Here is a 23,036-nt window from a genome sequence, read left to right as displayed (position 1 = left end):
ATGTAGCGATACGGGGCCGCGCCATTGCGACCTCGAGGTCCTCCCAGCCTATCCCCCCTTGTTACGACAATCACAAATCAGTGCGCCGGCGGGCCAGCAGCGGCGCCCGGCGGCGCGGGCCGGCCCCGGCCAAGGCGGCCACCGCGGAGCGGAGCGCGCTGTTGGGGGCGGCCTCGGCCAGCACCGATCCGGCGTGCAGGGCGAGGTCGGCGGCCGCGGCGTCCTGGGGAAGGAACCCCTTGATGCGCACCTCGGGGCCGAACCGCTCCCAGGTCAGCCGCAACTGGCGCTCCGGGGAGGGTCCGACGGCGGAGGCCCGCACCCGGTTGAACACGACGGCGGGTTCGCACCCGGGCACCGCCGCACGCAGTTCCTCGACGCCCTTGACCAGCCGCGGGACCCCGACGCTGTCGGCTGCACCGACCGCGAGCACCTCGTCGGCGGCCTCCAGCACGGCCAGGGCGGCGCCGTTGCGCTGCGGCGCCGACGTGTCGAAGGACAGGTCCTCGTCGGCCTCGAGGCAGAAGGAGACGTCGACGACCACCACGTCCGCCTGCCGGCGCAGGAACTCCAGGACACGGGCCAGGGCTTCCGGGCGCAGTTCGGGCCAGCGCGCCGGGCGGGAGATTCCGGTGGCCACGCGCAGCCGGGTTCCGGCCACGGCCACCACCGAGCAGGCCCGCTCGAACCCCGCCCCGTCGAGGACGAACTGGTCGGCCAGCCGGCACAGGTGGGCCAGGCCCGCCGATTCGTCGAGCAGTCCCAGGTGCGCCGCCACGGAGGCCCCATAGGTGTCCGCATCCAGGAGCACCACCCGCCGCCCCGCGAGGGCCGCCTCGGCGGCGAAGTTCACGGCCACGGTGGTCCGGCCGGGCGAACCTGCCGGGCCCCACACCGCAACGATCCTGCCCGCCGGAGTTCCACCGGCCATGGCCGGACCCGGATCCGGCACCTGCGTCCCCGCGCGTTCCGGTCCGGCCAGCCCCGCTCCGGCCGCCGGGGTCCCGACGGCGCCCGCCACCAGCATCTCGAGGAGGTCGGACAGGGCCTGCGCGTCGGTCCCGGGCGATTCGACGGCGGCGCCGAGGCCTCCCAGCCGTGCGGCCTCACCGGGATCGTTGGTGAGGACCACGGCCAGGATCCCGCGCCCGGCCAGGGCATCCAGGACCGGGGCGTCGATCAGGCCCGGGTCGCCTGCCAGCAGGGCCGCATCCGCCAGCCCGGTCTCGGCCAGCGCCACGACCTCGGTGAGTTCGGCGCAGCGGCGCACCACGGTCACTGCCCCGCGCAGCCGTTCGAGGCCCTCGACCAAGGCGCCGTTTTCGCCCCAGACCACCACGGCGACGCTCACGATCCCGTGCCTGTCGAAGCGGGGCCCGCGGGATTGTGGACGACGGTGACCCGGGCCTCGTTGGCCACGGCCGCCAGCAGGTCGGCCATCCGGTCGTCTTCGACCAGGAGTTCCACGACGGCCCCCGACGTTCCGCCGAACCCGGAGTCGACGGCGGACACAGCGGCGACCTCGGCCGAGGGCAGCAGGATCACGGGCCGGCCGTACGCGTTGGCGGTGCGGTCGCGGGCCGCGGCCCAGACGTCCACCCTGCTTCCCGGCACGACGGCGGCCGGCAGGGTCTGTTCGAGTTCGACCGCCACCGGCTTGCGGGTGGTGCCGTCGTCCAGGCCGAGTCCGCGCAGCGGAACCAGTTCGCCGGCCCGGATCAGGGTGTTTGCCCGGGTGCCCGCGGCCGGTTCCCGCCCCGCCGGAAGGTAGTGCTCCTGGGTCCCGTCAAGCCGTACGTCCACGACCTCCAGCCGGGAGGCATCGACCGGTTCACCGAAGGAGATGTCCTCCTTGGCGACGTACATGGGCACGGTCCGGTCCCGGGCGGAAACGAGCCCCACGGTACCCGCAACCGATCCGGCGACCAGCAGGATGCCCACCAGCAGCCGTGGATCCTTCCAGCCGGGTTTGCGCAGCCGCCGCGCCCCGCTGCCAACGTGATCGGCACCAACCTGACCGGCCATGGACATCCCCCCGAAATGTTCGCCTGCCGCACCCCCTGCGGTGCTCCGATGCTTGCATCAGGGCAGCACGGATTCAACAGTGCGGGGTCACCAGGGGGCAAAACTTCACTTTTCGGTGGGCGGAAACCCTTACCGGGCGGGGATCAGGAGTCGCGCCGCACTGCGGCGAGGGCGGTGAACGGGACGGCCACCACGGTCCGGACGGCCCCCGGCCGGCGGTACTCGTCGCGTGCATGCACCGCCAGCTGGAGGTAGTCGGCCCCTGCGTGGTCCAGCGTGCCGACACCCAACAACAGGCCGTCCGTGCCATGCAGGGCCACGCGGGTCCGGTCCCGCACCAGCGCCCGCAGGGCCGCCCCGAAACCGAGGCGCCGGCGTGAGGGGCCGAGGGCCGGCGCCTCCGGGGGGAACGCCTTGGCGTCCATGCCTTCGATGCCGCGCAGGGCCGCGAAAGGGACCACGCACTCCGCCGGGCCTTCCGCCATCGCCAGCCAGCCGGCCCCGACGTGGCGGAGGGTGCCGCGCAGCCGAAGGCCTCCGGCCAGATCGAGGGCCAGGACGTTGCCGTACTGGGCTCGGAGGCGGTCGGCCAGCCCCACTTGCGAGCGTTCAATGCGGACCATCTCCTGGATTTCCGTGGCCCGGTCGCGCAGTATCTCGCCATTGAGCTGCGTTTCAAGGTCCTCGAAGAGTGACTCCCATCTCATGAGCCCAAGAGTACGTCCCGCACGGCCAAAAGCGCCCGTCGGGGACGGGAAGCCGTGCCGGAAAACGGCAGGGGGCACAGCCGTCTCTGGACAGGCGTGACACCAACTGCAAGCATGGGCCACCAGCAGATATCAAACAGCATCAAATACCATCAAATTTAGCGAAACCCATTCCTGAGAAGGAGCGCCGCCATGGGACCCACCACCGATGCCTCTCCCAGCCCCAGCCGGGGACGGCACGCACGGGCCGTCGCCGCCTTGGCCGCCTCCATTGGGGCCCCGGCGGCCCTCCTCCTGGCTGCGGGCCTCCAGCTCGGGGAGGGGGTGGGCCGGGTCTTCAGGTTCGGGGGCAGCCTGTTCGGGGACTCGCCGTCCACGTTTCCGCCGGGTCCGTTTGGAGGGAGCCCGTTTTCCGCAGGCGTGTTTTCCGGGAGCCTGTTTTCCGCAAGCCCGGCGGAGGTGGACCGGTTCGCCGCGGGGGGCGTGGTCCTGCTGGCCCTCGCGGTGGTGGCCTGGTGGCTGCTCGCTTGGGCCGCGGCCGTGGCCTCGGCCCTCCTGCACCGGGCAGGGCGTCCGGCAGCGGCGCGCCGGGTGGGCCGGTTGAGTCCGCGGTCCATCCGGAGGGTGGCAGCCGCCGCGCTGGGGGTCCACCTGGTCCTCGCCCCAGCGGCCCACGCCGATGCTCCGTTCCACGCCCCCGTTCCGGTCCCCGCCGCCGTTCCGGTCCCCGCGGTCGGGGCGGAAGCCGCGGCCGGCGCGAAGTCGACGGAATCGGGGGACGGCGTCCCGGACCCCCGGTGGACGCCGGAACGCCCGGCTACGCCCCTGGAGCGGGTGCTCGGCGGCGGACGGGACGGTGCCGCCCGGGAGGCGGAAGGCGCCGCGCAGGAGGTGGTGGTGCGGGCCGGGGATTCGCTGTGGTCCGTCGCGGCCCGGAGCCTGGGCGGGCACGCCACCGCAGCCGAGATCGCCCGGGAATGGCCCCGCTGGTACCGGGCCAACCGCGCGGCCGTGGGGGAAACCCCGACCTGCTGCTGGTCGGAACCGTCCTGGTCCGGCCCGGCGGCACCCCCAGTCCGGAGCAAATGCGGCAGGAGCAAAAGCGGCACGAGCATCCGCGGCAGTAGGACCTCGATTCACCAACACCCTGTCGTCAAAGGGGCACCGCCAAGACCCTTCAGAGAGGAACCCGCCATGAGCGCTTCGCCCGATGCCTCCCACCCCGAGGCCGGCCCCAACCACCCCACTCCGAACCAAACCCGGCCAAACCACACGGACTCCAACCACACCGGCCAGGCCCGCCCCATTCCGCACGACTCCGGCCCGGCGCACCTCGCCGCACGGCCGGCGGGCCCGCAGGTGCCGCGGACGGCGGTGCGCAGGTTCGCCGACGTCGTGCCGCTGCGCCGCACGGACCCGCCGTCGGCCCGATCGGCGGCCCCGTGGCCGGGTCCCCACCGGGTTCCCGTCCCGGCCGGTCCGGTCCCTGGCTCGGTCCCTGGAGCAGCACCGGCCCCTGGTGCCGGGCAGGCCGAGGCCGACCGGGCGGAACAGCGCCAGGTCGCCCAAGTGGTGCACATGGTGGCCCAGGCCGTGTTCGAGTCGCTGGCAGGGGCGCGGCCGGTCCACCAGCTGGCCCGTTGGCTCGACGCGGAGAACTTCGAGAAGCTGCGCCTGCGCGTGGAACTGACCCGGGCGGCCAGGCCGGCTCGCACCGCCGGTGCCCGCGGACCGGTCGTCCGGCGGACGCGGGTGTGCCGCGTGGCGGAGGGATGCTACGAGGCCGCGGTTGTGGTGGCCGAGCCCGAACGCGTCCGCGCCGCCGCCCTAAGGATCGAGCGGCGGCGCGGACAGTGGAGGGTGTGCGAACTGGAGATCGGCTAGCCGCTGGCGACTAGCCGATCTCCTGCCCCTCGCTTCGTTCGGGGTGGGGCCCTCGGCCGCTAGCGACTAGCGTCCTCCCACCCCTCGCTTCGCTCGGGGCGGGGCCCTCGGCCGCTAGTCTTGCTTGCCCTTCTGGGCGCGGCGCTCGGCGCGGCTGGGCGGGGTGGTGCGCTCGGTGTGGGTCTCGGACTCGCCGTCCTCCGTCGGGGCGGTGTAGCGCAGGGTCGCCGGCTTGGCCGGAGCCTCCAGGCCCGGGGTCTTCAGCGTCGGGGCAAGCGTGGCCGCCCGGCCGTCGGTGACTCCCGGCAGCGAAACCGCGGTCGGGGCGGCGACCTGGACCTCGGCGTTGAACAGGTAGCCGATGCTTTCCTCGCGGATGGATTCCATCATGGTCTGGAACATCAGGTAGCCCTCGCGCTGGTATTCGACCAGCGGGTCGCGCTGCGCCATCGCCCGCAGGCCGATGCCCTCCTTGAGGTAGTCCATCTCGTAGAGGTGTTCCTGCCACTTGCGGCCCAGGACGGAGAGCACCACGCGGCGCTCGAGCTCGCGCATGTTGTCGTGGCCGATCTGCTCCTCGCGGCTTTCGTAGGCCACGCGGGCGTCGGAGAGGATCTCCTCGTGCAGGAACTGGGAGGTCAGCTTGCCCTTGCCACCGGCCTCGGCGACCACTTCGTCAATGGTCAGCGTGATCGGGTAGAGCTGCTTGAGATTGGTCCAGAGCTGCTCCAGGTCCCAGTCGTCGCCGTGGCCCTCCGCGGTGGTTTCCTTCACCATGGCGGTGACGACGTCCTCGAGGAAGTGCTGGACCTTCTCGTGCAGGTCGTCGCCCTCGAGGATCCGGCGGCGGTCCCCGTAGATGGCCTCGCGCTGGCGGTTGAGCACGTCGTCGTACTTGAGCACGTTGCGGCGCTGCTCCGCGTTGGTCGATTCCACCTGGGCCTGGGCGGTCTCGATCGCCTTGGACACCAGCTTGGATTCCAGGGCCATGTCGTCGGGCATCCCCGGGTTGTTCATGATGCGCTGGGCGGCGTTGGCGTTGAAGCGCCGCATCAGCTCGTCCGTCATCGACAGGTAGAAGCGGGACTCGCCCGGGTCGCCCTGGCGGCCGGAGCGGCCGCGCAGCTGGTTGTCGATGCGGCGCGACTCGTGCCGCTCGGTGCCCAGCACGTACAGGCCACCCAGGGCGCGGACCTCTTCGGCCTCGGCCTCGACGGCCTTCTGCGCGGCGGCGAAGACCCCGTCCCAGACGCGCTCGTACTCCTCCGAGTTCTCCTCCGGGTCCAGGCCCTGCCGCTCCATCTCGGCGACGGCGAGGAACTCGGCGTTGCCGCCGAGCATGATGTCGGTGCCGCGGCCGGCCATGTTGGTGGCCACGGTGACCGCGCCCTTCTTGCCGGCCTGGGCCACGATCGCGGCTTCGCGGGCGTGCTGCTTGGCGTTGAGGACCTCGTGCCGCACGCCTTCCTTGGCCAGCTTGCGGGAGAGGTATTCGCTCTTCTCGACGCTGGTGGTGCCGACCAGGACGGGCTGGCCGGAGGCGTGGCGCTCGACGATGTCCTGGACGACGGCGTCGAACTTGGCGATCTCGTTCTTGTAGATCAGGTCCGACTGGTCCTTGCGCTGCATGGGCCGGTTGGTGGGGATCTCCACCACGCCGAGCTTGTAGGTGCCCATGAACTCGGCGGCCTCGGTCTGGGCGGTGCCCGTCATGCCGGAGAGCCTGCCGTACAGGCGGAAGTAGTTCTGCAGGGTGACCGTCGCCATCGTCTGGTTCTCGGCCTTGATCTCGACGCCTTCCTTGGCCTCGATCGCCTGGTGCATGCCCTCGTTGTAGCGGCGGCCGGCGAGCGTGCGGCCGGTGTGCTCGTCCACGATCATGACCTGGCCGTTGATGACGACGTAGTCCTTGTCCTTCTTGAACAGTTCCTTGGCCTTGATGGCGTTGTTCAGGAAGCCGATCAGCGGGGTGTTCGCGGACTCGTACAGGTTGTGGATGCCGAGGTAGTCCTCAACCTTCTCGATGCCGGACTCAAGCACGCCGATGGTGCGCTTCTTCTCGTCGACCTCGTAGTCCTCGGCGGTCTCGAGGCGCTTCACGATGCGGGCGAACTCGGCGTACCAGCGGTTCACGTCGCCGGAAGCCGCCCCGGAGATGATCAGCGGGGTGCGGGCCTCGTCGATGAGGATGGAGTCGACCTCGTCGACGACGGCGAAGTTGTGTCCGCGCTGGACCAGTTCGTCGCTGGACCAGGCCATGTTGTCGCGCAGGTAATCGAAGCCGAACTCGTTGTTGGTCCCGTAGGTGATGTCCGCGTTGTACTGCGCGCGGCGCACCGCGGGCTCCTGGTTGGCCAGGATGCAACCGCTGGTCAGGCCCAGGAAGCGGTACACGCGACCCATGAGGTCCGACTGGTACTCGGCCAGGAAGTCGTTGACCGTGACCACGTGCACACCCTTGCCGGTCAGCGCGTTCAGGTAGACGGGGCTGGTGGCGACCAGGGTCTTGCCCTCACCGGTGCGCATTTCGGCGATGTTGCCCAGGTGCAGCGCCGCGCCGCCCATCATCTGGACGTCGAAGTGGCGCAGGCCCAGGGTGCGGTCGGAGGCCTCGCGCACGGCGGCGAACGCCTCCGGCAGCAGGGCGTCCAGGGTGGTGCCGTCCTGGTAGCGCTGCTTGAACTTGTCCGTCTCGGCCCGCAGTTCGGCGTCGGACAACCCCCGGAACTCGTCCTCGAGGACGTTGATCGCGTCGGAGTATCCGCGCAACAGCTTCAGGGTCTTCTTGTCGCCGGTCCGCAGGATGCGTTCAAGCAGTGATGCCACGTGGGAGCTCCAAATCTCAGGCGCAGGAATTCTGGCTACGTCAGTCTACTGTGACTCACGATCGGTGCCCGGCGTTGGTTCCGCTGCGCGTCGCCGCCGCGGCCGCCAGCGCCGCGGCGAGGTTGCCGTTCGGCTGGACGACGACGCCGTCCAGCCCCAGCCATTCCGCCATCAGCCCCAGTTCGGCGGCCAGTTCGACGGCGGTGTCCGGCTCGGCGTCCGGCTCGGCGAACGCGCCGCGCACCTCGAGGCGGCCCGCACCGCGGTCGGCCCTGAGGTCCACCCGCGCGGCCATGCGGTCGCGGAGCAGGAACGGCAGCACGTAGTAGCCGTGGACCCGCTGCGCGGCGGGCACGTAGATCTCAAGCCGGTAGCGGAACCCGAAGAGGTCCTGGAGCCGGCGCCGTTCGAACACCATCGAGTCGAAGGGACCCAGCAGCGCCCGGCCCGCCGCACGCCGGGGCCTGGCGGCCGCCGGGTGGAGGTAGCGCGGTCCCGGCCAGCCCTCAACGGTGGCCGTCTCCAGGTCCCCGCGGGACACGAGCCGGTCGGCGGCCGCCGTGGCGGCGCGCACCGGGAGCCTGAAGTAGTCCGCCAGGCACCGTGCGGAGGCGATGCCCAGCGCGGCGGAGGCGGCCAGGACCAGGCGTTCGGCGGCCTCGTCCGGGTCCGGCAAGGTGTCGCCGCCGGCGGGCAGGACCCGGCCGATGGGGGCGTACCGGCGTTCGAACTGGGAGGTGCGGCCCACACTGCCGACCTCGCCGGCGGCAAAGAGGATTTCCAGGGCCCGTTTGGCGTGGTTCCAGTTCCAGCCCCAGCCGCTGCCGTCCCTCGGCCCGGCGTGCCCGAGGTGCTCGGCGACCTGGCGGGCGGTCAGCGGAGCGGAGGCTTCGAGGAGGGCGAGGATCGCGTCCCCCAAGGCGCGCTGCAGGGGACCCTCGGCGGCCCACTCCCCCATCCAGCGGCGGCGCTGCCACGCCCGCAGGTCGGCGAAGTGCCCGGGCCTGACGAAGCTGGCTTCGTGGGCCCAGTATTCCACCATGCGGCGCGGGGCCACCTCGGCGAGACGGTCCAGCAGGGCGGTGTCGTAGGGTCCCAGGCGGGAAAACAGGGGCAGGTAGTGGGCCCGGGTGAGCACGTTCACCGCATCGATCTGGAGCAGTTCCAGCCGCGCAAAGGTCCGGCCCACCGACCCGGCTGTTGCCGGGCCGGCGGGCCGTTCCCTGTGCAGTCCCTGGGCCGCGAGCGCGATGCGCCGGGCCTGTGACAGGGTCATCCGCGCACTGCCCGCAGGGGTCATGCGCCCTCGTGCGGCCTAGGCATCGACGGTCTGGTCCTTCCGATAGCCCCGGGTCTCGACCGATTCTTCGGTGCACTCGGAGTCAAGGGTGATGACGCCGTAGGACCAGCCCTTGCGGCGGTAGACGACGGAGTGCTGGCCCGTGGCTTCGTCAACGAAGAGGTAGAACGGGTGGCCGACCATCTCCATGCGGTCGACGGCGTCGTCGAGGCTCATCTGGACGGTGGGGAAGACCTTGCGCCGGATCTCGACCGGGCTGCCGCCCTCCGCGGAGGCAGCGGCCTCCGCCTCTTCCTCGAGCTGGCCCTCCTTGACCGCGACGTGCAGCGGAACGTTGGGGTTGGCGGGCTCAAGCGTCGAGGTGGCCTCGGCGACGCCCGCGGGGGTGCGGGATCCGTGGTGGACCTTCCGGCGGTCGCGGGCTCGGCGCAGCCGCTCCAGGAGCTTGGCGAAGGCGATGTCAAAAGCAGCGAACTTGTCCGGGGCCGCGGCCTCCGCCCGGATTGCCGGGCCCAGCACGACCACCGTGAGCTCGACGGTGAACTGGGTGTCCGCCAGGCGCGCCTTCGATTCCTTGGTGACCTTCACTTCCAGCCACTGGACCTTGGACGCGAGCTGTTCGATCTTCGCCACCTTGTCGTCCGCGTACTCCCGGAACCGGTCCGAAACGGTCAGGCCTCGTCCGCTGAACTTCATCTCCATGGTGTCCTCCTAGATTGCTCGGGTGACACAACAGCGGCCGAAAGGTCCTCCCTCCAGCCGCTGAAGATGGGTGCTTATCCCCTTGGTTGGGGAGCCCATACTTCACCGTATGTCGTTGTCCGCAGGATGCAAGCACCTTCCGCAATGTTTCGCGCTCGCCGTCAGCGAAAGCGCCGTTCCGGGTCGGCGCGTGGGACGGGTGTGGCGGCAGTGCCCCGCGGGGCGGGTGTGGCGGCCACGACCACCACCGCCGCCACGTGGGCTCCGGCGGATTCCAGGGCCCGCCACGCGGCCGCGGCGGTGGCACCGGTGGTGAGGACGTCATCGACCACCACGCAGACCCGGCCGCGCAGCTCGAGGCCCTTGCCGAGACAGAGGGAGCGGCGCAGCTCCAGGCGGGAGGCGCCGCGGGCGCGTGCCCGCCGCCCTCTGGATTTCTGGCCGACCGATTTCTGGCCAACCGTGCGCAGGAACGGGACCCCGGCCACCCGCAGCACAGGGGCAACGTGGAATTGCGGCGGCAACAACCCCCGCCGGGACACCCAGCGCAGCAACACGGCCACGGGCGCGTACCCGCGCCGTGCCTGTGCCGCCGCGGTACTGGGAACGGGCACCACCAGGACCGGGACCGCGGTTCCGGCCAGCGGCGCGGCGGCCTGCAGGGCTCCGGCGAGCGCGGGGCCCAGGACACCGGCGAGGCCGATGCGCTGGGTGTTCTTGAAGGCCAGCAGGGCCGCGGCAAGTTCGTCGCGGTAGGTGCCGGCGGCGACGGCCGGCAGCGGGACCCCGTCATCCAGCAGCGGCAGCGCCTCCGCGGCGTCCTCGGCGCGAAAGGGCCGGACGGTGGCTGCCCGGACGGCGCCGCGGCAGCGCGGGCACAGGACCGTGTCAGGGGCCGTGCAGCCAACGCAGTCGGTCGGGGAGACCAGCGCGAGGCCGGCCCGCAGCGCGGCGGCGGCCCCGGTCCATGGCGCCCAGTTCCAGCACCGGTCCAGCCGATCGGTCCACCACCGTGCTGTCCACCACCGTTCCGTCCCCCGATGTTCGGCCATGCCCCATCGTCCGTCCGCCGCGATCGGCGGCGCCGGTCCGCGGCTGCGAAGTGTGGATGCCCCGCACCGGTCGGAGACCTGTGGGGGCTATCCCGCGTAGGAGAGGTTGCTGGCCTGGCGTCCCTGGGCGCTCCAGGAGTTGCCGACGCGGGAGTAGATGCCCTCGGGCGTTTCCGCGTACACCGGGCGGCGCTCGCCCGGGCCGGCGGAGAGCCCGATCATGCCCTGCAGGGGCAGGAACAGTTCGCTGGTGCCGTCCAGGCCGATGCGTTCGGCGGTAACCGCCTCCTCCGCGTTCGCCCGCATAACGATCACCGAGATGTCCGAATCCCACACGGCCCGCGAAACCGGGACGGCGGTAGGGACCTCCAGCGGATCGGTGAATCCGCGCGGAACCCCGTCGCTGTCCCGGATGATGCCGCCGATGTAGAGCCCGGTATCCCCGCCGATGCGGGCCACGACCGCGACGCGGGCCCCGTCGCGGGAGACCCGCAGCGAGAGCACCTCGGCGTCGTCAAGCCAGCCGGCGGCGACCTCCCGGGCCGGCCCGTCGAGCGCGGTGCTCGCGGGCACCGCCATCACGTGCGAGTGGGATCCGCCGGCAACGGTCCAGGTCCATCCGTACGTGTCGATGCTGGGTGCCACCAGGTCCACGCCACGAACCGGGGTGGAGACGCTGCCGGTTTCGTCCACGGTGAAGAGCCGGGTGCGCCCGCCGTCCAGGAACGCGTACCGGTTGCCGCCGGGACCCATCGCCGGGTCGCGGGGCTTGTGGCCGGAGATGTCCGGCACCCCGCCCACCGGAACGATGCCGTCGCCCTGGTAGTAGACCAGGGCCCCGCCGGCGATCGCGATCTGGGTGTCCGCCACCGCCGGATCCACGATCGCAGCGGTGAAGCCGGGCGCCTGCGCCCCGAGGCCAACCTCGCGCTGGTTCACGGTCATGGTTACGGACGTGACGTTGTTGAGCCGGCTGAGGGTGAGCTCGAGCTGCTGTTGCATCTGCTGGCGGCGCAGGTCGGACGCATCGACGAAGACGCTTTCGGCCAGGTCCACGGTCGCCCTTCCGGCGTCGATGGGCACGGCGGGCCGCGTCAGCGCGGCATCCTCCGGGAAAGCGCTGTAGGCCGCGTTGCGCAGGTAGGGGGCCGGGCCGGCCAGCAGCGATTCGACGATGGTGGCCGCAAGGCCCTGCCGGTTGGCGAACCAGCGGACGTCCGGGACCGCGTAGGCATAGGTGGCATCGTAGAAATACAGGAGATGGGGAGCAAAGAGCACCGAGAAGTTGCCCGTCTCCACCAGGGTCCCGTCGGGGGCCTCGACGATGCGCCATTCGCCGTCGACCTGTTCCAGGCGGACCTCGGCCGAGCGCGTGGAGTTCGCCGGCAGGTCGGTGCGCAGGCCGTGCTCGCCGATCACCGCGGTGGCCTCGACCTGGACGGTGTAGCTGCCCTCCTGGACGTTGTCCACAATGCTGGGTTCGGAGTCGTACACGAGCGTCTGTTCTACCGGGCGCCACTCCCCCGCGAAGGCGGGGGCGAGGTACTCGCGGGCGATCCTGTAGTCGTCCGCGGGCGCGATGCCGGCACGGTAGAAGCCTTCAATGATCTCCTCCGGGGTGGCGCCGTTACGGGGGCCGGGAGGGTTGAAGATGTAGATGCCACCCCCGGAGGAGCCGTTGCCGGGGGCGATCGATCCCACGGGGCCGGAGGTCGGAATGGCCCCGCAACCGGCCAAGACCAATACGACGGCGGCCAGGACGGCGGCCACGGCCAAAAGGACGCTGCCCGGCCGCCCGCTGACGGGCCTAGTCATCGGTTTCCCCTTCCGGTGCGGGGCGGGCCTGGGCTGCTCCGGCGGCCTCCGGTTGCTGCGGCTTCGGGACCACCGCGATAACGCCGGTGGCCGGCGGCACCTCCGACGGGGCCGGGCCGGCCTGGGCCAGCGGAAGCGGGGACGCGGTCAGGGTGCCGCCGCGGTGCCGGGGCAGGGTCAGCCGGAAACACGACCCGTCCCCGGGTTCGCCCCAGGCCTGCAGCCAGCCGCTGTGCAGGCGGGTGTCCTCGGTGGCGATGGACAGCCCCAGCCCGCTGCCGCCGGTGGTGCGGGCGCGGGCCGGGTCCGCGCGCCAGAACCTGTCGAAGACGCGGGAGGCGGCTTCCTCGCTCATGCCGATGCCGTGGTCGCGCACGGTGACGGCGACGCCCTGTTCGTCCGCGCCGATGTTGATGTCGATCGGGTTGCCTTCGCCGTGCTCGATGGCGTTCATCACCAGGTTCCGCACCACCCGTTCGATGCGGCGCGGGTCCATGTCCGCAATGGCGGTGCCTGCCTCGTTGTGGATGCGGATCGCGGAACCGAGCAGGTCCGCGTGGGGCTGGGCCGCCTCGACCGCGCGGCGGACCAGCGGGACCAGGTCCACCGGCTCGGCCTCGAGGACGGCCACGCCCGCGTCGAAGCGGGAGATCTCCAGCAGGTCGTTGAGCAGGGTCTGGAAGCGCTCCACCTGGTTGTAGAGCAGTTCGGCGGAGCGCCGGTTGATCGGGTCGAAGGCCTCGCGCGCATCGTGGAGGACTTCGGCGGCCATGCGCACGGTGGTCAGCGGGGTGCGCAGTTCGTGGGAGACGTCGGAGACGAAGCGCTGCTGCATCATCGACAGCGTCGCCAGCTGGGTGATCTGTTCCTGGAGGCTGGCGGCCATGCGGTTGAACGAGATGCCGAGGCGGGCGATCTCGTCCTCCCCGCGGACCTCCATGCGTTCCTCGAGGTGTCCCGCGGCGAACTTTTCCGAGATGTCCGCGGCGCTGGAGACCGGGCGGACCACGGTGCGGGTGACGTACCAGGCGATGCCGCCGTTGACGATCAGCAGCAGCACGCCGGCGATGGCCATAACGCGGTGGATGAAGTTCAGCGAATCCTGCACCGGCAACAGGTCGTAGACCAGGTACAGGGCGTATTCGCGGCCCGGGGGCAGCGTCACCTTGGTCCCGAACGCCAGTCCGGGACGGTCCGCCCCCTCGCCGGGCAGGGCGATCGACTGCCACTGCACGCCGCTGTTTTCCTGCACGGCCGTGGACAGCTCCTCGGGAATGACGCGGGGGGTGAGCGTGGTGCTGCTGGACGTCGTGCCGACGTAGATGTTCTCCGAGCTGGGCAGCGGGGTCAGCAGGAAGTCGCGCTGGACGCTGGTGCCGTCGCCCTCGACCAGCCGCAGGGTGTCATTGACCAGCGTGACGGTGCTGGCGCGGTCCGTGGTCGCTGCCGATTCGAAGTTCGACTTGACCATGGACAGGGTCCGCACCGATTCGCTCTCCAACTGGCGGAAACGCTCCTGGAAAAGCCCGGCGGCGATCTGGTTGGACAGGAACAGCCCGATGGCCAGCAGCGCCAGGCCGGACAGTAGCGCAGACGAGGCCACGGTGCGCACCTGCAGCGAGCGGCGCCACTTGGACGCGCCGCGCCGCCACCATCCCCGCAGCCGCTCCGCAAGGCGCGGCCCCGCGGCGCCGTCCCCTGCGGGGCCGGACCCCTCAGGGGTGGATACCCGGGGGCCGGATGCGGCGGGGGCGGATCCTGCGGGGCCGGATCCCTCGGGGCTGGACTCCGGGAACGGCAAGGTCAGCCCTGGCCGGCCTTGTAGCCGACGCCGCGCACGGTGAGGACGACCTCGGGATTCTCGGGATCGCGTTCCACCTTGGAGCGCAGCCGCTGGACGTGCACGTTGACCAGCCGGGTGTCGGCGGCGTGGCGGTAGCCCCAGACCTGTTCGAGCAGCAGTTCGCGGGTGAAGACCTGCCACGGCTTGCGGGCCAGGGCCACGAGGAGGTCGAACTCGAGCGGGGTCAGCGAGACGGGGTTGCCCTCACGGGTCACCGAGTGGCCGGCAACGTCGATGGACAGGTCCCCGATGCGCAGCGTTTCCGGGGCGCGCTTCTCCCCGGGACGGAGGCGGGCGCGCACGCGCGCCACCAGCTCGGCGGGCTTGAACGGCTTCGGCACGTAGTCGTCGGCCCCCGACTCGAGGCCGCGGACGACGTCGGCGGTGTCGGATTTGGCGGTGAGCATCACGATCGGGACATCGTCCTCGGCCCGGATGGCCCGGCAGACTTCGATCCCGTCCATGCCCGGGAGCATCAGGTCCAGCAGCACCAGATCGGGCTTGACGTTGCGGAACGTCTCCAGGGCCCGGGCGCCGTCGTAGCAGAACACCGGTTCGAAGTCGTCGTTGCGCAGGACAATGCCGATCATTTCGGCCAGCGCCTCGTCGTCGTCCACGACCAGAATGCGCGCCTTCATGCTTTCCTTTCCCCTTCCGTTGCCGTCGGCACGGAGGTGATCTCCTTACTAACTCTATAGGCAGGACAAACCCGGGACGCGCTGGCACCCCGACGGCGGCCCGGACACCGATCACGCTAGGGTGGAAGAACCACGCGACGTACCGAGGGGGCGCATCGTCTTGTCCGACCATCCGAACACACCAAACGAACCGCCACTAGGGCCGATGTGGACTCCACCCACCCCGCCCGCTTCCCCGGCACCGACCGCGAAGCAGTCTCCCTCCGCCCCCGCGTGGGGCCAGGCTCCCACACCGGCGTGGGGCCAGACTCCGGCACCCGCGTGGGGCCAACCATCCGCGCCCGCCTGGGGCCAGGCCCCGAACCAGCTGCCGCCGGGTTACCTGCCTCCGCCGAAACCGGGCGTCGTTCCGCTGCGCCCGCTGGGCCTGGGCGAACTGTTCGACGGCGCCTTCCAGGCGGTCCGGCGCAACCCCGGCGCGACGCTGGGGCTCTCCGTGCTGGTGCAACTGGTGGTGGGGGTCGTCGTTTCCGTCGCCGGCCTGCCGCTCTTCTCCGTCCTCTACTCCCCCGAGTTCCTCGACCCCGAGGCTCCCGTGGACTCGGTCTTCACCGACGAGCTCGGCGGTTCCGTGCTGGCCTTCGTCCTGGTGTCCCTGGTCGCGGGCCTGCTCTCGGGCTGCCTGATGGTCCTGGTCCAGGGCCTGGTCACGGTACCGGTGCTGCGTGCGGCCCTGAACCGGAAGACCGGGTTCGGTCAAACCTTCACCCTGTCACGGCCGTCTCCCGCCCGTCTGGTCGGGCTGGGCCTGCTCGCCGCCGCCGTCGGCCTGGTGGTGCTCGCGCTCGCCGTCGGCCTGGCCGTTGGCGCCGCGATCGTGGCCGACGGCGCCGGAGCGGCGCTGGCGATCCTGGCCATGGTGGCCGTCGGAGTCCCGCTGGCCGTCTGGATCGGCGTCAAGTTCGTCTTCGCGGCCCATGCCCTCGTCGCCGAGGGCCTCGGGGTCTTTGCCGCCCTGGGCCGGTCCTGGCAGCTCACCGGCGGACGCTGGTGGCGTTCCTTCGGCATCCTCCTGCTGGCCGGAGTGGTGGTCAGCGTCGCCACGAGCCTGATCACCACCCCGCTGGGCTTCGCGGCCGGTATGCTCGGCGCCTTCATCGATCCCGCGGACCCGGAGTCCCTGGCCCGGTACCTCGCCGGACTGGGCGTTGTCTCGACCCTCCTCGGTGCGGTGGCCGGAGGCCTGGGCGCCGGCTACCTGTATGCGGTCACCGCCCTGCTCTACACGGACCTGCGGATCCGCCGCGAGGGCTTCGACCTGGTCCTGCTGCGTGAATTCGAGGCCGGAACCGACCATGGCATCCCGGGCCGGCAGGCCCCGGGGGCCGGGCCCCAAGGGGCGCGCTGACGCATGTCCCCGTCCGCCTTCCGCGTCCTCCCACACTCGCAGGGGGCCTACCAGCCCGACGCCGACGATGCCCGCAACCAGCTGGCCGAGGAACTGGCCCGGGCCGAATACGCCCAGGCCCGGCCCAACCCCCTGCTGGGGTTCCTCCACGACCTCTGGCAGGGATTCCTGTCCTGGTTCGAGGGGCTCAACGGGCTCGGACCGAACCTGGGCACCGCCGTCGTGCTGGCCGCCGCCGTCGCACTGGTCCTGCTCGCGGTGGCCGTGATGCGCCCGCGACTGAACCGCCGCGCGCCGGTTCAGGAACCGGGATTGGGCCTGAGTCCGCGCCTGACAGCCGGCGATTACCGGGCCCGCGCCGAGCGCGCCGCCGCGGGGGGCGACTGGTCGACGGCGTACGTGGAGCGGTTTCGCGCCCTGGTGCTGGCCGCGGAGGAACGCACGCTGCTGGACCCCCAACCCGGGCGCACGGCCTTCGAGGCCACCGGTCGGCTCGGCACCCTCTTCCCCGAACAGGGCGCGGCCCTGGCCCGGGCGGCCACCCTCTTCAACGCCCTGCGCTACGGCGACCACCGCGCCACGTCCGCCGAGCATGCCGTCCTCGCCTCCCTCGACGACGCCCTGGCCGCCGCCCGCCCCTCCGCAGGCCTCGGCTCCCCGCTCCCGGCGGCACCCCGATGAGCGCCCGGCCGGACACCCCGATGGGCACCGCGCCCGCGCGTGCGGTGGCGGACGCCCGCCGCGAAACCGCCCCGGCGCCGGCCACTGCGAAATCCGTCGCGCGCCGCCGCTGGCGCCGCTCCCGCCTCTGGGTGGGCCTGCTCCTGCTGGCGCTGGCCGTGGGGGCGTTCTACGCGGCCACCGCCACCGGCGAGGACCGCACGCCCCTGGGGCCGCGGAACGCGGCACCGGACGGTGCGATGGCGGTGGCCCAGGTGCTGGGCCACAACGGTGTGCAGGTCTCCCCCGTCCCCACCCTGGACGCGGCGCTGGCCGCGCTGGAGGAGGCCGAAGACGGAGCCACGCTGCTGCTCGACGACCGCGACGCGATTCTGGACGCCGACCAGCTTGGCCTCCTGGCCCGGGCCTCCGGCCGCACCGTGCTCATCCAGCCGGGCCAGGCGCAGCTGAAACCGTTCACGGACCGGATCCTGCCCGCCGGCGTCGTGCCGGACGCCGCGGCGCCCGCCGGAGCCGGCTGTGACCTGCCGGTTGCGGCACAGGCGCCCCGCGCGGCCGCCAGCGGGCTGATGTACCGCGCGGACACGGGCTGCTACGGCCAGGAAACCGGGGCCGGGACCGCCTACGGGTACGCCGTGGACGGGACCACCACCGTCTTGGGCAGCACGGATTTCCTGGACAACGCCCACGTCCTGGACCACGGGCACCCGGCCCTGGCGCTGTGGACCCTGGGCGCGGAGCCGACCCTGGTCTGGTACAAGCCGGGCTACTCGGACCTCGCGGTCGCCGAGGCGCCGGCCAGCCCGTTCGAACTGTTGCCGGACTGGGTTGGCCCCGCCACCGGCTGGCTGTTCGTGGCCGCAACGGCCGCGATGCTGTGGAGGGGGCGGCGCCCCGGACCGCTCGTGGAGGAGCCGCTGCCCGTCGTCGTGCCCGCCGCCGAGACCGCGGAAGGCCGCGCCCGGCTGTACCAGGACGGGCGGGCGGTGGGAGCCGCCGTCGAGAGCTTGCGTTCGGCGGCGCTGACCCGGATCGCCACGCGCCTGCGGCTGGGACCCGCGGCCACGGCCGAGGACATCGCCGCCACGCTGGAAACCGCCGGGTACCGCCCCGGGCCGGCGCTGCGCCGGCTGCTGTTCCCCGCCCATGTGCGCACCGAGGCGGACCTCGTGGCGTGGGCCCAAGACCTGCACACCCTCGAAAAGGAGATCGGTATCCCGTGAGCCACTCAGCGAACGACACCGCGTATGGAACGGACCTGCACGCAGCCGCCCGGCAGGCGCTGCTGGACGTCCGCCGCGAAGTGGCCAAGGCCGTCGTCGGCCAGGACGCCACCATCACCGGGCTGCTGATCGCCCTGCTGTCCCAGGGGCACGTGCTGCTGGAGGGGGTGCCCGGCGTGGCGAAGACGCTGCTGGTGCGCAGCCTCAGCGCTGCGCTGAGCCTGGACACCAAGCGTGTGCAGTTCACCCCGGACCTGATGCCGGGCGACGTGACCGGGTCCCTGGTCTACGACGCGAACACCGCCAGCTTCAGCTTCCGCGAGGGCCCGGTCTTCACCAACATCCTGCTGGCCGACGAGATCAACCGGACCCCGCCGAAGACGCAGGCCTCGCTGCTGGAAGCGATGGAGGAACGCCAGGTCAGCGTGGACGGCGTGTCCCGCCCGCTGCCGGAGCCGTTCATCGTGGCGGCCACGCAGAACCCGGTGGAGTACGAGGGCACCTACCCGCTGCCCGAGGCGCAGCTGGACCGTTTCCTGCTCAAGCTGACCATGGAACTGCCCGAGCGCGACGACGAGATCGAGATCATCCGCCGCCATTCGGCGGGGTTCAATCCGCGCGACCTGGCCGCGGCGGGCGTGTCGCCGGTCGCCTCGGCCGCGGACCTGGCGGCCGCCCGCGCCGGGGTGCGCCAGGTGCACGTGGCCCCGGAGGTCATCGGCTACATCGTGGACATCGCCCGGGCAACGCGGTCGGCGCCGAGCTTCCAGCTGGGCGTGTCCCCGCGCGGGGCCACGGCGCTGCTGAACACTTCGCGGGCGTGGGCGTGGCTGTCGGGACGCGACTTCGTCTCCCCCGACGACGTCAAGGTGCTGACCCTGCCCTGCCTGCGCCACCGGGTGGGGTTGCGCCCGGAGGCGGCGATGGACGGCGTGGGCGCCGACGACGTGCTGCGGGCGATCCTCGCCACCGTCCCGGTCCCCCGGTAGGGCGGGCAGGAACGTGGCCCTGACCCGGCGTTTCGTCTGGCTGGCGCTGGCCGCAGTGCTGTCCGTGGTGCTGTTCCCCACCTGGTGGACGGTGCTCTGGACCGCACTGGCCCTGTGCGCCCTGGCCCTGCTGGATGCGCTGCTGGCGCCGTCCCCGCGCACGCTGGTGGTGGAGCGCGAACTGCCGCGCAGCGTCCGTCTGGAGGAATCCGCCCCGTCCCGGCTGCTGCTGGCCAACACCGGACGACGCCGGCTGGCCGGTTCGGTGCACGACGGCTGGCAGCCCTCGGCCGGGTCCGCGACGACGTCGTTCGCACTGGACATCCCGGCGGGCGAACGGCGGGCCTTCACCACGGAGCTGGTGCCGCGCCGCCGCGGGGACCTGCACGCGGTCCATGCGACGGTCCGCAGCCAAGGGCCGTTGGGGCTGGCGGCCCGCCAGCTGACCCTGCCCGCGCCGGGGACGCTGCGCGTGCTGCCGCCGTTCCATTCCAAGCGGCACCTGCCCTCGAAGCTGCAGCGCCTGCGCGAGCTGGACGGACGCGCCGCGATCCAGGTCCGCGGGGCCGGCACGGAATTCGATTCGCTGCGCGACTACGTGCGCGGGGACGACGTGCGCTCGATCGACTGGCGGGCCACCGCCCGCCGCCAAGGCGTGGTGGTGCGTACCTGGCGGCCCGAACGCGACCGCCGGGTGGTCCTGGTCCTGGACACCTCGCGCACTTCCGCGGCCCGGGTGGAGGACGAACCGCGACTGGACACCGGAATGGAGGCGGCCCTGCTGCTGGCGGTGCTGGCCGAGCGCGGCGGGGACCGCGTGGATTTCCTGGCCTTCGACCGGCGGGCACGGGCGCGGGTGGAATCGGTGGCCAAGGGCAGCCTGCTGACGCAAATGGTGGAGGCCATGGCCCCGCTGGAACCTGAACTGGTGGAAGCCGACTGGTCGCGGATTCCGGCCCAGGTGCAATCGATTTCCAGCCATCGGGCCATGGTGGTGCTGCTGACCTCGCTGGATTCCGGTGCCGTCGAGGAGGGGCTGCTGCCGGTGCTTCCGGCACTGGTGGCGCGGCATGTGGTGGTGGTCGCGGCCGTGCGCGACCCGGAGCTGGAGCGGCGCCGGACCTTGCGCGGAACGGCGTCGGAGGTGTATCGGGCGGCCGCTGCCGAGCGGGCCCTGCAGCAGCGCGAGACGCTCAAGGCGGAGCTGCGGAGCATGGGTGCTGAGGTGGTCGACGCGCCTCCGCAGGAGCTGCCGCCGGCGCTGGCCGACGCGTACATCCGGCTCAAGGCGGCCGGACGGCTATAGGTGGGGCTGCGATCCGCGGACCAAACCGATCAACGGCCCCGTGACATCAAGCACTTGGGCGGAGCGCCCACAGGCCGAACCGTGACCGTGATCTGCGGGAACGGCCCCCCATGGAAGCCCCTTTGGCATCAGCAAGCCAAGCGCGTCAGATGCTGACGGGGCGGTAATCGCTGGGGCGGGGCGATAGGTCCGCAAGCTATCCGCTGGAGCGGTTGCCGGTGGCGCGGCCCGCAGCTCCACCGCTCTCCCCTGCTCCTCCTGCGGTCCACCGCCGGCGGCGCCGGCGGGACCGGCACCGACGCCGCCGGCATCCACGGCGAGGGCCACCGGGCGGCCGAACTGAACGGCCACGGGCCCATCGACGACGCCTCCGCCCGGCGCCTCGCCGCCCAAACCCCCACCTGGACCCGGCTCTACGCCACACCCGGCTCCCTGGCCGTGGTCGGCATGGACCACCACCGCTACCGCCCCACCCCCGCCCAACGCCGCGCCCTCTGGGCCGCCGACCAAACCTGCCGCTTCCCCGGCTGCCGGCGCAACGCGCTGGCCTGCGAACCCGACCACGTCCACGAACACCACCACGGCGGACCCACCACGCTGGGCAACCTCGCCAGCCTGTGCCGCAAGCACCACACCTACAAGACCCTCGGCCTCTGGGAAACCCGCATCGGAGCGGACCGCACCCTCGAATTCACCTCACCCGCAGGCCGCACCTACCGCACCGAACCACCCCTGCCCTGGCACACGGACCCGCCCGACCCGCCCGGCAGGCCAAATCCGCACCAACCCCCACTGCGACGGCACGAAGCCCCGACCTCACGAGACGAGCATGGGAACTCCGCACTGTCCGGCGAGCGCCCGCCCAAAACCGACCGCGAACCCGGGGCCGCGCTCCGCCGCACCGGATGGGACTCCCCCGACACCGACGACGGCAGTGGCGAGACGCCACCGTTCTGAACCCACCATGGTCCGACCACACGATTCCGGCACAGCCCTCCCTTAGCGGGGCAACTGACGCTGGGTTTGGACCCCGGGTGGGGGCTACTGGGCTTGGGCCTCTAAGGTTTAACCTCTGGAGTTGTGCTTCTACGCTTCGGCCAGGACCTGGTTCAGCGCATCCACCGTCTGACTCAGGGTGGTGAGCACCTTCCGCAGCGCCTCCGGGGAGGTTTCGGCGAAGCCAGTGGTGGGCAACAGGGTCAGCGCCCCCAGGGACGCATCGCCCAACCCGAGCTGACGCCACGGCCGGAGCACACGCTCAACGGCCTTGACGACGCCCGGCGGCGTCTTCCCGGGATCCAGCAGGCCCAGCCACAGTTCCAGCCCGCCCTCAACGAGCCCTGCACTGCGCTCCCAGCCGCGGGTGTCCAGTGCCGTCACGGGCAGGTAGACGCCGTCCGCACCGGCGGAGGCCACGTCGTCGCACACTTCGGGCACCCCGACCGGTCCGACGCCGGGGGCCAGCACCACGGTGGTTGCGCCAGCTCCACGCAGGGCCTCGACAACCTCGGACCAGGCCCGAACAGCTTCGTGGCGCGGGACCGAGCGCAGACTGCGGTAGCCGCTGACGGTCGGAATCGTTCCGGCCAGGACGTCGGCCAGTTCGGGTTCCTCGACAACGACGGTCACGTGGGGCCGTCCGCTGGTGCGCAGGACGTCCGCAACGTGCCGCGCCGCGCCGGAAGCGAGGGAGTGGACCAGGTCGCGCCGGGCTCCGTGATCGATCAGCGCCCGTTCGCCGTTGTGCAGGTGCAGGTTCGCTGCGAGGGAGAACGGCCCGCGCAGCTGGATCTTCAGCGCGTCGCCGGGGCGCTCTTCGGTGCCAATGACGTCCGCCTGCACGCCGAGGTCGGTGGACAGGGCCGAGACCGCGCGACGGTGGTCCAATCCGGGGCGGTCGACGAGGCGCCAGCCGAACGACTGCACGTCCACGTACAGGTCCTCCAGCATGCCCGCGGTGCGGCCGACGGCGTCGGATCCGACGCCGCGCCCGGGGAGTTCCACCAGATGGGGCAGGTTCGGTTCGCCGAGTTCGCCCCGGACGATCCGCACCGGCTCAATGGGGTCCACACCCGGCATCGGACCGTGCGCCGTCGCCTGGACCCGTGCCGGGATGGCTGCTTTTACGCCCGCCGTGGTGTTGGCCTGGGCGTCGAGGCTCAGGACTGCCTGCTCTGATGCGCTGCAGCCGGTGCGGCGACCTCGCCGTTGGCGTGGGATTCGGAGATGGCCTGGTGGTGGCGGATGACCTCGTCGATGATGAAGTTCAGGAACTTTTCGGCGAAGACCGGGTCGAGGTGGGCTTCGCGGGCCAGCCGGTGGAGGCGCTGGATCTGCTCGGCCTCGCGTCCCGGATCGCTCGGCGGCAGCTTGTGGCGGGCCTTGAGGTACCCGACCCGCTGGGTGGCCTTGAACCGTTCGGCGAGCAGGTAGACCAGCGTCGCGTCGAAGTTGTCGATGCTGCTCCGGATTCCCAGCAACTCTTCCATGACGGCGGGATCGACCTCGCCGGTGAGGGAGCTGGCGGTCGGGTCGAATTCGGGGCCCGTCTCCGGGGCCGTTTCCATCTGATCGCTCATGATGACCAAGTCTACTGGCCGAGGGACCCGCGCCGAGCGAAGCGAGGGGTGGGAGGCG

The 23,036-nt window shown here is 71.8% G+C and carries 19 protein-coding genes; 7 read left to right on the top strand and 12 right to left on the bottom strand.

From position 1 onward, the window contains the following. Nucleotides 1–70: 70 nt before the first annotated feature. The 3 genes from ABD912_RS10725 to ABD912_RS10715 form a co-directional block, all read right to left on the bottom strand. Complete coding sequence (locus ABD912_RS10725; protein WP_345150689.1) at nt 71–1,351, bottom strand: AAA family ATPase; 1,281 nt, start codon at nt 1,349–1,351, stop codon at nt 71–73. Further along, the gene (locus ABD912_RS10720; RefSeq protein ID WP_345150687.1) at nt 1,348–2,025 is read right to left on the bottom strand and encodes a CpaB family protein; all 678 of its coding nucleotides are present in this window, start codon (nt 2,023–2,025) and stop codon (nt 1,348–1,350) included. The genes ABD912_RS10725 and ABD912_RS10720 overlap by 4 nt, the downstream gene beginning before the upstream one ends. A 143-nt stretch (nt 2,026–2,168) precedes the next feature. Next, a complete protein-coding gene (locus tag ABD912_RS10715; RefSeq protein WP_345150686.1) occupies nt 2,169–2,732 on the bottom strand; it encodes a hypothetical protein in 564 nt (187 codons plus the stop codon). 192 nt (nt 2,733–2,924) lie between these two features. Here ABD912_RS10715 and ABD912_RS10710 point away from each other — a divergent pair, with 192 nt between their 5' ends. After that, on the top strand, nt 2,925–4,616 hold the full coding sequence (locus ABD912_RS10710) for an Rv3235 family protein (RefSeq protein WP_345150685.1): 1,692 nt from the start codon (nt 2,925–2,927) through the stop codon (nt 4,614–4,616). A gap of 114 nt (nt 4,617–4,730) precedes the next feature. Here the strand turns inward: ABD912_RS10710 and secA are convergent, their stop codons facing one another. The 7 genes from secA to mtrA all read right to left on the bottom strand — a co-directional run bounded on the left by secA (nt 4,731) and on the right by mtrA (nt 14,792). After that, on the bottom strand, nt 4,731–7,442 hold the full coding sequence (secA, locus tag ABD912_RS10705; RefSeq protein WP_345150684.1) for a preprotein translocase subunit SecA: 2,712 nt from the start codon (nt 7,440–7,442) through the stop codon (nt 4,731–4,733). A gap of 55 nt (nt 7,443–7,497) precedes the next feature. Beyond that, complete coding sequence (locus tag ABD912_RS10700) at nt 7,498–8,718, bottom strand: winged helix-turn-helix domain-containing protein (RefSeq protein ID WP_345150683.1); 1,221 nt, start codon at nt 8,716–8,718, stop codon at nt 7,498–7,500. 39 nt (nt 8,719–8,757) lie between these two features. After that, nucleotides 8,758–9,444, bottom strand: a complete 687-nt coding sequence (gene hpf, locus ABD912_RS10695) for a ribosome hibernation-promoting factor, HPF/YfiA family (protein ID WP_345150681.1) — start codon at nt 9,442–9,444, stop codon at nt 8,758–8,760. Nucleotides 9,445–9,605: 161 nt separating this feature from the next. Then, on the bottom strand, nt 9,606–10,496 hold the full coding sequence (locus ABD912_RS10690; protein WP_345150680.1) for a phosphoribosyltransferase family protein: 891 nt from the start codon (nt 10,494–10,496) through the stop codon (nt 9,606–9,608). Nucleotides 10,497–10,583: 87 nt separating this feature from the next. Next, nucleotides 10,584–12,311, bottom strand: coding sequence for an LpqB family beta-propeller domain-containing protein (locus ABD912_RS10685; RefSeq protein ID WP_345150679.1), 1,728 nt, complete (start codon nt 12,309–12,311; stop codon nt 10,584–10,586). Next, nucleotides 12,304–14,112 carry an MtrAB system histidine kinase MtrB gene (gene mtrB / locus ABD912_RS10680; RefSeq protein WP_425548049.1) on the bottom strand — a complete coding sequence of 603 codons (1,809 nt, stop codon included), beginning with the start codon at nt 14,110–14,112 and terminating at the stop codon, nt 12,304–12,306. Before mtrB ends, ABD912_RS10685 begins: the two co-directional genes overlap by 8 nt. Nucleotides 14,113–14,114: 2 nt before the next feature. Further along, complete coding sequence (mtrA, locus tag ABD912_RS10675; RefSeq protein ID WP_345150677.1) at nt 14,115–14,792, bottom strand: MtrAB system response regulator MtrA; 678 nt, start codon at nt 14,790–14,792, stop codon at nt 14,115–14,117. Nucleotides 14,793–14,997: 205 nt separating this feature from the next. On the opposite strand from mtrA, the gene ABD912_RS10670 reads away from it, so the two are divergent. The 6 genes from ABD912_RS10670 to ABD912_RS10645 all read left to right on the top strand — a co-directional run bounded on the left by ABD912_RS10670 (nt 14,998) and on the right by ABD912_RS10645 (nt 21,356). Next, nucleotides 14,998–16,200, top strand: a complete 1,203-nt coding sequence (locus ABD912_RS10670; protein WP_345150675.1) for a glycerophosphoryl diester phosphodiesterase membrane domain-containing protein — start codon at nt 14,998–15,000, stop codon at nt 16,198–16,200. 3 nt (nt 16,201–16,203) lie between these two features. Further along, nucleotides 16,204–16,881, top strand: a complete 678-nt coding sequence (locus ABD912_RS10665; protein ID WP_345150674.1) for a DUF4129 domain-containing protein — start codon at nt 16,204–16,206, stop codon at nt 16,879–16,881. Continuing rightward, nucleotides 16,878–18,104: a DUF4350 domain-containing protein gene (locus ABD912_RS10660; RefSeq protein ID WP_345150672.1), complete on the top strand. Its 1,227-nt coding sequence runs from the start codon at nt 16,878–16,880 to the stop codon at nt 18,102–18,104. The genes ABD912_RS10665 and ABD912_RS10660 overlap by 4 nt, the downstream gene beginning before the upstream one ends. Continuing rightward, nucleotides 18,101–19,093, top strand: coding sequence for an AAA family ATPase (locus ABD912_RS10655; protein WP_345150669.1), 993 nt, complete (start codon nt 18,101–18,103; stop codon nt 19,091–19,093). Before ABD912_RS10660 ends, ABD912_RS10655 begins: the two co-directional genes overlap by 4 nt. Before the next feature lie 13 nt (nt 19,094–19,106). Then, nucleotides 19,107–20,399, top strand: coding sequence for a DUF58 domain-containing protein (locus tag ABD912_RS10650; protein WP_345150667.1), 1,293 nt, complete (start codon nt 19,107–19,109; stop codon nt 20,397–20,399). Nucleotides 20,400–20,846: 447 nt separating this feature from the next. Beyond that, complete coding sequence (locus ABD912_RS10645; RefSeq protein ID WP_345150664.1) at nt 20,847–21,356, top strand: HNH endonuclease signature motif containing protein; 510 nt, start codon at nt 20,847–20,849, stop codon at nt 21,354–21,356. A gap of 129 nt (nt 21,357–21,485) precedes the next feature. Here the strand turns inward: ABD912_RS10645 and ABD912_RS10640 are convergent, their stop codons facing one another. Together ABD912_RS10640 and ABD912_RS10635 are read right to left on the bottom strand one after the other, a co-directional pair. Beyond that, nucleotides 21,486–22,478 (bottom strand): uroporphyrinogen decarboxylase/cobalamine-independent methonine synthase family protein, encoded by a 993-nt coding sequence (locus ABD912_RS10640; protein ID WP_345150662.1) that lies wholly within the window; start codon nt 22,476–22,478, stop codon nt 21,486–21,488. Between the two features lie 80 nt (nt 22,479–22,558). After that, a complete protein-coding gene (locus tag ABD912_RS10635) occupies nt 22,559–22,978 on the bottom strand; it encodes a chorismate mutase (protein WP_345150660.1) in 420 nt (139 codons plus the stop codon). Between the last annotated feature and the right edge of the window lie 58 nt (nt 22,979–23,036).

Origin of the sequence: Arthrobacter ginkgonis (genome assembly GCF_039540195.1) — a bacterium.
GTDB classification, from domain to species: Bacteria; Actinomycetota; Actinomycetes; order Actinomycetales; family Micrococcaceae; genus Zafaria; species Zafaria ginkgonis.
The sequence above is the reverse complement of the archived record's forward strand: the minus strand, read 5'-3'. Positions and strand labels throughout refer to the sequence as shown.

Excerpts from the sequence above, each read along its gene's own strand:
- ABD912_RS10635 (WP_345150660.1), bottom strand. The coding sequence starts at position 22,978 with ATGAGCGATCAGATGGAAACGGCCCCGGAGACGGGCCCCGAATTCGAC.
- ABD912_RS10710 (WP_345150685.1), top strand. The coding sequence starts at position 2,925 with ATGGGACCCACCACCGATGCCTCTCCCAGCCCCAGCCGGGGACGGCAC.
- hpf (WP_345150681.1), bottom strand. The coding sequence starts at position 9,444 with ATGGAGATGAAGTTCAGCGGACGAGGCCTGACCGTTTCGGACCGGTTC.
- ABD912_RS10700 (WP_345150683.1), bottom strand. The coding sequence starts at position 8,718 with ATGACCCTGTCACAGGCCCGGCGCATCGCGCTCGCGGCCCAGGGACTG.
- ABD912_RS10660 (WP_345150672.1), top strand. The coding sequence starts at position 16,878 with ATGAGCGCCCGGCCGGACACCCCGATGGGCACCGCGCCCGCGCGTGCG.
- ABD912_RS10665 (WP_345150674.1), top strand. The coding sequence starts at position 16,204 with ATGTCCCCGTCCGCCTTCCGCGTCCTCCCACACTCGCAGGGGGCCTAC.
- mtrA (WP_345150677.1), bottom strand. The coding sequence starts at position 14,792 with ATGAAGGCGCGCATTCTGGTCGTGGACGACGACGAGGCGCTGGCCGAA.
- ABD912_RS10720 (WP_345150687.1), bottom strand. The coding sequence starts at position 2,025 with ATGGCCGGTCAGGTTGGTGCCGATCACGTTGGCAGCGGGGCGCGGCGG.
- ABD912_RS10640 (WP_345150662.1), bottom strand. The coding sequence starts at position 22,478 with ATGCCGGGTGTGGACCCCATTGAGCCGGTGCGGATCGTCCGGGGCGAA.
- ABD912_RS10670 (WP_345150675.1), top strand. The coding sequence starts at position 14,998 with ATGTGGACTCCACCCACCCCGCCCGCTTCCCCGGCACCGACCGCGAAG.
- ABD912_RS10715 (WP_345150686.1), bottom strand. The coding sequence starts at position 2,732 with ATGAGATGGGAGTCACTCTTCGAGGACCTTGAAACGCAGCTCAATGGC.
- ABD912_RS10645 (WP_345150664.1), top strand. The coding sequence starts at position 20,847 with ATGGACCACCACCGCTACCGCCCCACCCCCGCCCAACGCCGCGCCCTC.
- ABD912_RS10685 (WP_345150679.1), bottom strand. The coding sequence starts at position 12,311 with ATGACTAGGCCCGTCAGCGGGCGGCCGGGCAGCGTCCTTTTGGCCGTG.
- ABD912_RS10690 (WP_345150680.1), bottom strand. The coding sequence starts at position 10,496 with ATGGCCGAACATCGGGGGACGGAACGGTGGTGGACAGCACGGTGGTGG.